Annotated in this window: 2 protein-coding genes; both read left to right on the forward strand. The window is 69.8% G+C overall.

Annotation, left to right across the window (positions count from 1 at the left end; translation table 11 throughout):
- Positions 1–379 (forward strand): hypothetical protein (locus AC1D01_RS35015; protein ID WP_477874169.1); only part of this gene is annotated, 379 nt, incomplete at its 5' end.
- The coding region (locus AC1D01_RS35020; protein WP_477874171.1) for a type IV secretion system protein at positions 366–1,307 on the forward strand (942 nt) is incomplete at its 3' end. The genes AC1D01_RS35015 and AC1D01_RS35020, both read left to right, overlap by 14 nt.

Genomic DNA, 1,307 nt, shown 5'->3' on the forward strand with positions numbered 1-1,307 from the left:
GCTCGCCGGCCTGCAGGCGCAGCAGACGCAGGCGCTGATGCAGCTCGGCGGGCCCGACTTCAGCGGCGGCGCCGCGCCGATGGCGATGCCACGCAGCGCGCTCGCCTCGCGCGCCGCCGCCTCGGCGCTGGCCGACGAGCTGAAGCGCCGCATCGCCGCCGGCCAGGTGGTCGGCGACGAGCCGCAGCGCCAGGCCGCGCAACTCGGGCGCGACACGCTCGCGCTCGCGCTGCTCGATGTGCTGGCCCGCGAGGAGGCGGTGAAGGACGCCGCGCTGCGCTACGGCCGCCAGCTGCAGGCGCAACTGCTGCAGACCGGCGCCGAGATGCGCCGCCTGGCCGACGCGGTGGAACGGGCGCCCGGCCATGCGGCGCTCTGAGCGCGCGGCGCTCGGCATCGTCGGCGCGCTGCTGCTCGCCGGCTGGGCGCTGCCGGCGCATGCCGCGTCGCTGCCGGCGCTGCACGAGGTGTTCCTGGTGTTCGACAGCGTCACCGAGCAGATCACGCAGAAGATCGGCGACGCGCTCGGCACGCACGAGATCGAGATGGTCGTCAACGTGCTGTTCTCGGCGCTCGCGCTCGGGCTGTTCGTCTGGAAGTTCAGCGGCTACGCGCTGCGCGGCTTCGACCTGCTCGACATGATGGCGCTGATGATGACGCTGTTCTTCGTCTACCTGATCCTGAGCGCGTACAAGGCGATCTTCCCGGCCATCTTCGGCGCCGGGCGCTACGTGTCCGACGTGCTCGGCGCCGGCATCTCGGGGCGCGATCCGAAAGTGAGCCTGGCCGAGAACATCTTCGGCATGGTGGTGCAGGTCGACTTCCATTCGTCGTGCGACCTGTTCGACTGCCTCGGGCCCGGGATCATGTCGTGGATCGCCGCGATCTTCGCGTACATCATCGTGATCGCGCTCGGCATCGTCGCCACGCTGGTCGAGCTGTGGACGCTGTGGGGCTTCCAGATCGCCTACGCGATCGGCTGGCTGACGGTGCCCTTCCTGCTGTTCGAACGGCTGTCGTTCCTGTTCGACGGCTGGCTGAAGTTCTTCTTCGGCATGGTGGTCTACGTGATGGTCGCCAAGGTCAACCTCGCGCTGGTGCTGCTTGGCCTGGAGATCATGTTCGGCATCGCGCACGGCGGCGGCATCCCCGCCACGCAGACGGTCGACGTCGACGGCTTCTTCTCGATCGTCGGCATGCTGGTGTTCCTCGCGGTCGGCATCGCGACGCTGTACAGCACCGGCCGCTTCGCGTCGGCCATCGTGCAGAACGCGGCCGGCGGCGGCGTCGGCGAAGTGGTGCAGCGG

Source organism: Rhizobacter sp. P3_B12 (assembly GCF_056402895.1).